This window comes from Coleofasciculus sp. FACHB-712, from assembly GCF_014695635.1.
Lineage (GTDB): Bacteria > Cyanobacteriota > Cyanobacteriia > Cyanobacteriales > FACHB-T130 > FACHB-T130.
The window spans coordinates 1-7,962 of the sequence record NZ_JACJOQ010000101.1 but is presented as its reverse complement, the minus strand read 5'-3'; the positions used below and the strand labels follow the sequence as shown (position 1 = coordinate 7,962).

The window sequence follows — 7,962 nt, the reverse complement described above, 5'->3', positions numbered from 1 at the left end:
AGCGTACTGAGTTGGGGCTTCATTGGCGGCAGTGGTATCGGAGCCATCGGCTGGGTGGCACCCAAAACCTTACTATTTGAAGCCAGGATAATCTTTGGAATCCTAAATGGGGCACTGGCAGGCGCTTTGCTGGGACTGCTGCAAGGGCTTGTCCTGTTTGAGCAGGCGCAAAAAGCTTGGATATGGATCTTGGTCAGTTCTGTCAGCTGGGCGATGGGGCTAGGAATGGGTTGGGCTGTTGGCGGACTATTGCGCGAAGCGACGCGCTTATTCGTTAGTGAGGTAGTCGGTTTAGCCGTGGCATGGCTTGTTGTCGCTGCCATTACAGGCGTTGCCCTAATTGGCTTGCTGCGCTTTAAACCTGGCTGAGTTTTCTAGAATCTGTATCCGTAGATTAAATAATTAAAAGCGGTTAACTTAACTTTTTTTGCTTTCTTTCGTTTCTCAAAAGTGCCTACTAAATGTTGGTAATCTAATACTAGGAAGAAAGTAGTTTTTATCAGCAACTACAGCAGGTTGCGACGTAATGAAGTACAACCTGCTGTGAATTTTCAACCTACACACGCGCTCTTTCAACTGGCACAGGCAATAATTTTGGCTCTCCTGAATTGAAACGTCAGTGTTGAGACACTTTTATAAAAATTCAATTGAGTATAGGGTGTAAGATTGGCAATGCCAGCCCTACTCATAAAGCTGTGAGGTTTTCTCATGCTGGCGATCGCTCTTACTTTGGTAGTCCAAACCTAACTCTAGCCGAGGTTGTTGCTGGAAGTGTAATACCCTGGTTGCCGAGAGGGGGCGTATCCTTGAGTGACTATCCAAAGCTGAGTGCTTGGTGCGATCGCCTAATCGCACGAGAGACGTGGCAAGCGACTGAGGCTACACCAGAGCTAATGGAAGCGTTCAAGTCTCGCATGGCAGAGCGAATGGCACAGTAGAATGCAGTTTGAAAATTAAGGTAAACTGTTCAAAATCATCTCCTGCGATCGCCAAAAAGACAGAATGCGTGTTCTATTCATTTAAAGCTGGGGTTCCCAGAAACTCTCGCACTACCTTCAGGTAAGCTTCCGGTGCCTCTAGCATGGGGAAGTGAGCGGTATCGGGAATCTCAACATACTCGACTTTCTCACTTAATCCTGCTGCTTGTCGCCCCATTGCTGCGGGAATGATAATGTCGTATTCGCCAGCAACTAAAAGTGTTGGAACGGTAAGCTTGACGAACTCATTAGGCATCACTTCAGAAGCTTTTTCGCTAACTGAGGTAATCATGGTGCCTACAGCAGCTTGGTAATCTGCCATGAGAAAATCGTCTAAGAAAGCACGACTGATAGCACTAGGTAGAGGGCGATGCAAGAATCGCGCCATAAACATTCGGTCAACAAACGGAAGTTGATACAGCCAACGGGGACGGAATTTAACGACGTAACCGCCAAATTTATGAAAGGCTTTAAATGATTTTTCGTCGTATTCAAAAACGCCGCTACAGGTTAAGATTGCCTTGAATACTCGTTCTGGGTAGCTGTTTAGAAAAAAGACCCCGACAGATGCGCCCATAGAATGAGCATTGATGTATACGCGATCCAGTTCTAAGGCATCTAATAAGCCTGCTAGGTCATCTGCGTATTCTTCCATTTCGTAAGTAAACTCTTCCGCTGTCGCCGGTTCGTCTGCTAGTGGAGACGAGATTTCTTCTGCTAAGACGCGACCGTTCCCCACAGGAGAAGGTTTACGCGATCGCCCGAATCCTCGCATATCGTACAGCAAACAGTCAAACGTATCTGAAAGGGCTTTTGCGGGGCTTTCCCAGTATCGAGAAGATCCCCCCCATCCGTGCACGAAGACCATCACCGGCTTATTTTTACCTTCCTCGCTGGGTGTCTTAATCCACTCGTAATAATGGGCGATGCCACGAACTTGAATATGAGCCATGTTGAAATTTTTGAGTTTTGAGTGATGCTTATTATGTAAAAAACCCGTCTTCGAGAAAGAAAACGGGTTTCTATATTATTTTCAGCTTTTTTGTCCCTAGGGCGAATACAAGCTTTAGGCAGATTCGGGCTTTGGCATCGAGGAGGGATGTACGATGAGTTCGGCAGTCGATCGCTTCTCGACCATTTCCCGCGTAATCATGCAGCGAGTCACATCCTTACGGGACGGCAACTCGTACATCACATCCAGCATCAGTTCTTCAACAATGCCGCGCAGCGCTCGTGCGCCTGTTTTCCGCCGATACGCTTCTTGGGCGATCGCTCGCAGCGCATCCGGCTTAAACTCTAGTTGCACGTTGTCCATCTTCAGCAGCTTCTGATACTGCTTCGCCAAAGCATTCCGAGGCTCTGTCAGAATTGCCATCAGCGCTTCTTCATCCAGCGGATCGACGACCGCCACCACAGGCACCCGACCGATAAACTCTGGGATCATCCCAAACTTCACCAAGTCGTCCGGCTCCAGGTTCCGCACAATATCTGCTGTCCGCTTTTCTCGCGGTTGACCTTCGCCACCTTGGACAAAGCCTATTGACTTTTTACCAGTTCTCTGCTCTACTACTTTTTCCAGACCGACAAAAGCACCACCACAAATAAACATGATGTTGCTGGTGTCAATCTGGATGCAGTCCTGGTAGGGATGCTTGCGTCCACCCTGCGGCGGCACATTCGCAATCGTCCCTTCCAACATCTTCAGCAAAGCTTGCTGAACGCCCTCACCGGAAACATCCCGCGTAATTGAGGGGTTCTCGCTCTTTCGGGCAATCTTATCAATTTCATCTATGTAAATAATCCCCCGCTGGGCTTCCTCAACGTCGAGGTCTGCCACCTGTAGCAGTCGCAGTAGGATATTTTCTACATCCTCCCCCACATACCCCGCTTCTGTAAGCGTGGTAGCATCTGCTACTGCAAAGGGCACATCCAGAATACTCGCCAGCGTTTGCGCCAGCAGAGTTTTCCCGCATCCCGTCGGCCCAATCAGAAGAATGTTAGATTTTTGCAGCTCTACTTGATCTTCCTGCCCACCTTTGCCACTGCCTTTAGACTGGATAAAACTCAGGCGCTTGTAGTGGTTGTACACCGCTACAGAAAGCACTTTTTTGGCTTCATCCTGACCAATGACGTGTTCATCGAGATACTTTTTCAGTTCTCTCGGTTTGGGAATTTGACTTAAAGAAATATTCCCCGAACGGGTTCGACGCTTCTGGGGAGGTTCGGCGCGAGGTACTGGTTGGGGTGCGGGTGCCCCAGAGTCCAGCAACTCCTCATCTAAAATTTCATTACATAGGTCAACGCATTCATCACAGATGTAGACTCCCGGCCCTGCAATTAACTTGCGTACCTGTTCTTGAGACTTGCCGCAAAATGAGCATTTTAGATGGGAGTCGTACTTAGACATACTTGCCTCTTACCTGAGTGAAGTAACAGTTGCTTCCGAGTGGGGAAGGTTCTGTCTGGAGATGACCTGATCGATCAAACCGTAATCTTTTGCTTCAGCAGATGACATGAAGAAGTCGCGTTCGGTATCTGCCGAAATTTTATCAAACGGCTGACCAGTATTTTGAGCTAGTAGCTCGTTCAGCTTTTGCTTATGATAGAGAATTTCTCTTGCTTGAATTTCTATATCAACCGCTTGTCCCTGAGCGCCTCCCAGGGGCTGGTGAATCATAATCCTGGAACTAGGCAAAGCCATACGCTTACCCTGCGCTCCACCTGCTAGCAAAAACGCACCCATACTGGCTGCTAAACCATAGCATATGGTAGCAACATCAGGGCGTATTTGTTGCATCGTGTCATAGATCGCCATCCCAGCGGTCACTGACCCTCCGGGGGAGTTGATGTATAGCTGAATATCTTTTTCTGGGTCTTCGGCGTCTAAAAAGAGCATCTGAGCCACAATCGAGTCAGCCACATTATCATCAACCGGCGTCCCCAAGAAAACGATGCGCTCTCGCAACAGCCGCGAGTAGATATCAAACGCCCGTTCCCCCATTCCGGACTGTTCCACCACCATAGGGACGACGTTGCTGGGGAGTTGCGAGTAAATATTACTCTTCCTCAGGTTTGTGATTTCGTAATTCCGGGACAGAGATAAATCCATAACGAGCGAAACTTATATTTAAACGCTGCACTATCAGGTGAACTGGCGAGTGGCTTGTCACCACATACTTCCGTTATATCCGAATCCGCTGTATTTGACCATTCAGGACTGCGTGTGCAGATGTTGGGGCAATTTTTAAATTGCCCCGACACAAGGTTTATTCAACCTCAGACACCTCAGCTTCTAGTACGGATTCAGTAGCGGTTGCTTCTACTTCCGAATCTTCCGCTTGTGCCGCTTCTATTGCTTCTGGAGTGTTTGTTTCAGCCTGTTCCTCCGTCTCCTCAGGTGCGAGAGAGCCTTGGGGAACCAGTTCAATCGTGGCGTGTTCTTCCAGCCACTTAATCGCTTTTTCTTTGAGCAAATCGCCTTCGACAATGGTACGCAACCGTTCTAGGTCGATCTCTTGATCGGGGAACTGCTGGAGTAGCTCATTGACTCTGTCTGTCACCTCTTGCGGCTCGGTTTTGAGGGATTCGCGCTGAGCAATCTCCTCAAGTGCCAGAGTTTGTTTGATCCGCTCGATGGCTTCCGGACGAGATCGCACGCCCATTTGTTTTACCATGTCGGGAGTAAACACTTTCTTGACATCCATCCCCATCTGCCCCATCTGGATGATGGTTTGACGAAGCATGGTTTCAACTTCCCGCTGAATCAGGGTTTCCGGCAGGTCAATTTCAACTCTTTTCAAAAGTTCCTTGACAAGTGCTTGCTCTTTATTGGCTGACATTTCTTGATCGGCCTTCTCTCGGAATTTCTTCTCTAAGTCAGCTTGCAATTCAGCCAGGGTTTCAAACTCGCTGACTTCTTGGGCAAAGTCATCATCCACCGCCGGTAACTCTTTTTCCTTGAGGTCTTTGAGCGTGATGGTAAACATCGCTGTGCGACCGGCTAAATCTTGGCGATAATCTTCCGGAAACTTTACTTCTACTTCTTTGCTGTCTCCGGGATTCATTCCCACAATCCCATCGATAAATTCCCTCAAGAACCGCCCTTCTAACAGCTCTATTTGAGCGTCTTCTGCCTGACCCCCACTAATTTCTTCCTGTGCTTCATCTTCTTGTTCGCTGACAAAGCGGCTGGTATAATCGACTACCGCCACATCTCCCATCTGTGCCGGACGACCTGCCACTGGAATTAACGTAGCTTGCTCGACGCGACGCTCTTCTAAAAACTTCTCTATCGCACTGGAGTCATAGGGGACTTCTTCGGCTGTGATAGAGAGGTTGTTGTAATCGCTTAGCTGCACCTGCGGTTGGACATCTACCGCAGCTAAGAAAGTGATAGGTTCTCCAGGTTTAAACTGGCTGACTAATTCCTCGAAGTCAGAACGCAGCTCATAGTTACCAAGCGCCTCAATTGCTTCTTGCTTGAGAGCCTGCTGGAGACCATCTTGAATCAGTTCTTCCAAAGCAGTTGCTTTAATTCGGGTCGTTCCCAGTTGCTGTAGCAGGATCTGGCGAGGCACCTTTCCTTTGCGAAACCCAGGAATATTGGCTGAGCGTGCGAGCTTTTGAATCACCTGCTCGTAGGCATTTTTTGACATATCGGCTGGAATTTCAATTTCCAAGCCAATCTTGCTGGCGGGAAGCTTTTCCTGGGTAACTTTCATCAGTTAACTTCTCTCAAAACTCAGAGCGACAAGGTTGATAACAATTCGAGAGGGCGGGTATTGCAGACGTTTTCGGATGGTCGGTTCAAGCCAAATGGATACAATTTCTGTCTCAACCCCGTGATATCCTAGTTTTGCAACAGTTGGAGCTTTGGTAAATAAAACCTTACCTATCCCTCTCGTTGACATATTTGATGATAGTACATTGACTAAGCCATCGCTCTGTTGCGAATTCAATTTAGCTTGTTCGGGACTGGAAACTTCGACAAAGTCGGTGCTAAGCTGTGTAAAATTTCTTTAGAGATATTCGTTATATAACAAGCAACAGTCAATAAAAAGCGTCTTCCCGTACAAGCTCAAATTTCACGAAAAAAAATATTTAACTGTTTTGGCTCACTCTCATTAAAGCTTTTGACACCTACTATGTATTCAAGAGGAGGAACCATCTTTGTCTGATTCCTATCGCGTTGCCATTCTGGGAGCAACGGGTGCGGTGGGTACGGAGTTGCTAGAACTCCTAGAATCCCGTAACTTTCCGGTTGCTGAGTTGAAACTCTTGGCTTCTCCCCGTTCCGCCGGTCGAACTTTGCAATTTTTAGGCGAAGATTTGCCTGTAGAGGCAGTGGGCGATCGCTCGTTTGATAATGTGGATGTCGTGCTAGCTTCTGCCGGTGGGTCTACTTCTAAAGCTTGGGCATCGAAAGCAGTAGACGCTGGGGCAGTGGTGATTGATAACTCCAGCGCCTTTCGACTCGATCCTGGGGTGCCTCTCGTGGTTCCAGAGGTAAATCCAGAAGCAGCAGCAACTCATCAAGGAATCATTGCCAATCCCAACTGCACGACGATTTTGTTGGCAGTGGCGGTTTGGCCCCTGCATCAAGTGCAGCCAGTCAAACGCATTGTTGCCGCTACGTACCAATCGGCAAGCGGTGCGGGTGCGAGGGCAATGGAAGAAGTAAAAACCCACACTTCAGCAATTTTACGGGGAGAAGACCCGAAACCAGGCATTTTTCCCTACACCTTAGCGTTTAATTTGTTTCCCCATAATTCCCCGATGACCGATCTGGGTTATTGTGAGGAAGAGCTGAAAATGCTTAACGAGACGCGCAAAATTTTCGGTGCGCCCGATCTGCGAGTGACAGCAACCTGCGTGCGGGTTCCCGTACTCCGCGCCCATTCAGAAGCGATTAACCTAGAATTTGAGCAACCCTTCCCGGTAGCAAAGGCAAAGGAAGTGTTAGTGAATGCTCCTGGCGTTAAGTTGGTCGAAAACTGGCAGACCAATTATTTCCCGATGCCTATTGAAGCCAGCGGTCGGGATGAAGTGTTAGTGGGTCGGATTCGGCAAGATATTTCTCATCCTTGTGGGTTAGAACTGTGGCTGAGTGGAGACCAAATTCGCAAGGGAGCGGCTCTTAATGCCATCCAGATTGCCGAATTATTGGTAGAACGGCATCTACTGAAACCAACAACCCCAGCTTTTTCTAAATAGTTTTTTAAGCGATTTACAACAGTAGGGGGCACAGTCGTTGTATACCCCTACCAACAAACAACCCATCACAAAACTAATCACGAAAACAGGGAGGAGTTCAAAGAGTGTGGTAAATTTTGGGCGCGTTCTCACCGCAATGGTGACGCCGTTTAAAGAAGATGGCAGTGTGAATTACGCTGTTGCAGAGCAACTGGCGGCTCATTTGGCTCAAAATGGCAGCGATGCCTTAGTAGTATGCGGCACGACGGGGGAATCTCCGACGCTAACTTGGGATGAGGAATACGAGTTATTTCAGGTAGTGCAGCGGGCGGTAGCTGGCAAAGCGAAGGTAATCGCAGGTACGGGGTCAAATTCAACCAAAGAAGCGATCGCAGCCACCGAAAAAGCCGCTAAACTAGGATTAGATGGATCTTTACAAGTTGTTCCCTACTACAACAAGCCCCCGCAAGAAGGGTTGTATCAGCACTTCCTCCGCGTCGCCCAATCCTGCCCAGACCTGCCCCTGATCCTCTACAACATACCCGGTCGCACCGGACAGAATCTCCAGCCAGAAACCGTGACTCGTTTAGCAGAGATTCCGAATATTGTGGCAATCAAGGAGGCCAGTGGCAACTTAGACCAAGTGAGTCAAATTCGACGCACTACCCCCGCGGAGTTTCAGATATACGCTGGGGATGATTCCCTGACGCTGCCTTTATTAGCCATTGGGGCTGCTGGAGTTATTAGCGTTGCCAGCCATCTGGTAGGGACTCAGCTCCAACAGATGATCCAA

At 48.5% G+C, this 7,962-nt stretch carries 7 protein-coding genes and 1 pseudogene; 4 read left to right on the top strand and 4 right to left on the bottom strand.

Features of this window, described 5'->3' with window-relative positions:
- Positions 1-369 (top strand): annotated as a pseudogene (locus H6F50_RS02530) (hypothetical protein); the annotation flags it as partial.
- A gap of 326 nt (positions 370-695) precedes the next feature.
- Positions 696-938, top strand: coding sequence for a glutathione binding-like protein (locus H6F50_RS02525; protein WP_339380768.1), 243 nt, complete (start codon positions 696-698; stop codon positions 936-938).
- 73 nt (positions 939-1,011) lie between these two features.
- On the opposite strand, the gene H6F50_RS02520 is transcribed toward H6F50_RS02525, so the two are convergent.
- The 4 genes from H6F50_RS02520 to tig all read right to left on the bottom strand — a co-directional run bounded on the left by H6F50_RS02520 (position 1,012) and on the right by tig (position 5,698).
- Positions 1,012-1,929 (bottom strand): alpha/beta hydrolase, encoded by a 918-nt coding sequence (locus H6F50_RS02520; protein WP_190425992.1) that lies wholly within the window; start codon positions 1,927-1,929, stop codon positions 1,012-1,014.
- A 114-nt stretch (positions 1,930-2,043) separates the two neighbouring features.
- Positions 2,044-3,384 (bottom strand): ATP-dependent protease ATP-binding subunit ClpX, encoded by a 1,341-nt coding sequence (clpX, locus tag H6F50_RS02515; RefSeq protein ID WP_190414672.1) that lies wholly within the window; start codon positions 3,382-3,384, stop codon positions 2,044-2,046.
- Between the two features lie 9 nt (positions 3,385-3,393).
- Positions 3,394-4,086 carry an ATP-dependent Clp endopeptidase proteolytic subunit ClpP gene (clpP, locus tag H6F50_RS02510; RefSeq protein WP_190414673.1) on the bottom strand — a complete coding sequence of 231 codons (693 nt, stop codon included), beginning with the start codon at positions 4,084-4,086 and terminating at the stop codon, positions 3,394-3,396.
- Positions 4,087-4,243: 157 nt separating this feature from the next.
- Positions 4,244-5,698 carry a trigger factor gene (gene tig, locus H6F50_RS02505; RefSeq protein WP_190414674.1) on the bottom strand — a complete coding sequence of 485 codons (1,455 nt, stop codon included), beginning with the start codon at positions 5,696-5,698 and terminating at the stop codon, positions 4,244-4,246.
- Between the two features lie 448 nt (positions 5,699-6,146).
- Here tig and H6F50_RS02500 point away from each other — a divergent pair, with 448 nt between their 5' ends.
- Positions 6,147-7,190, top strand: coding sequence for an aspartate-semialdehyde dehydrogenase (locus H6F50_RS02500; RefSeq protein ID WP_190425990.1), 1,044 nt, complete (start codon positions 6,147-6,149; stop codon positions 7,188-7,190).
- A gap of 106 nt (positions 7,191-7,296) precedes the next feature.
- The coding region (gene dapA / locus H6F50_RS02495) for a 4-hydroxy-tetrahydrodipicolinate synthase (protein ID WP_190425979.1) at positions 7,297-7,962 on the top strand (666 nt) is incomplete at its 3' end.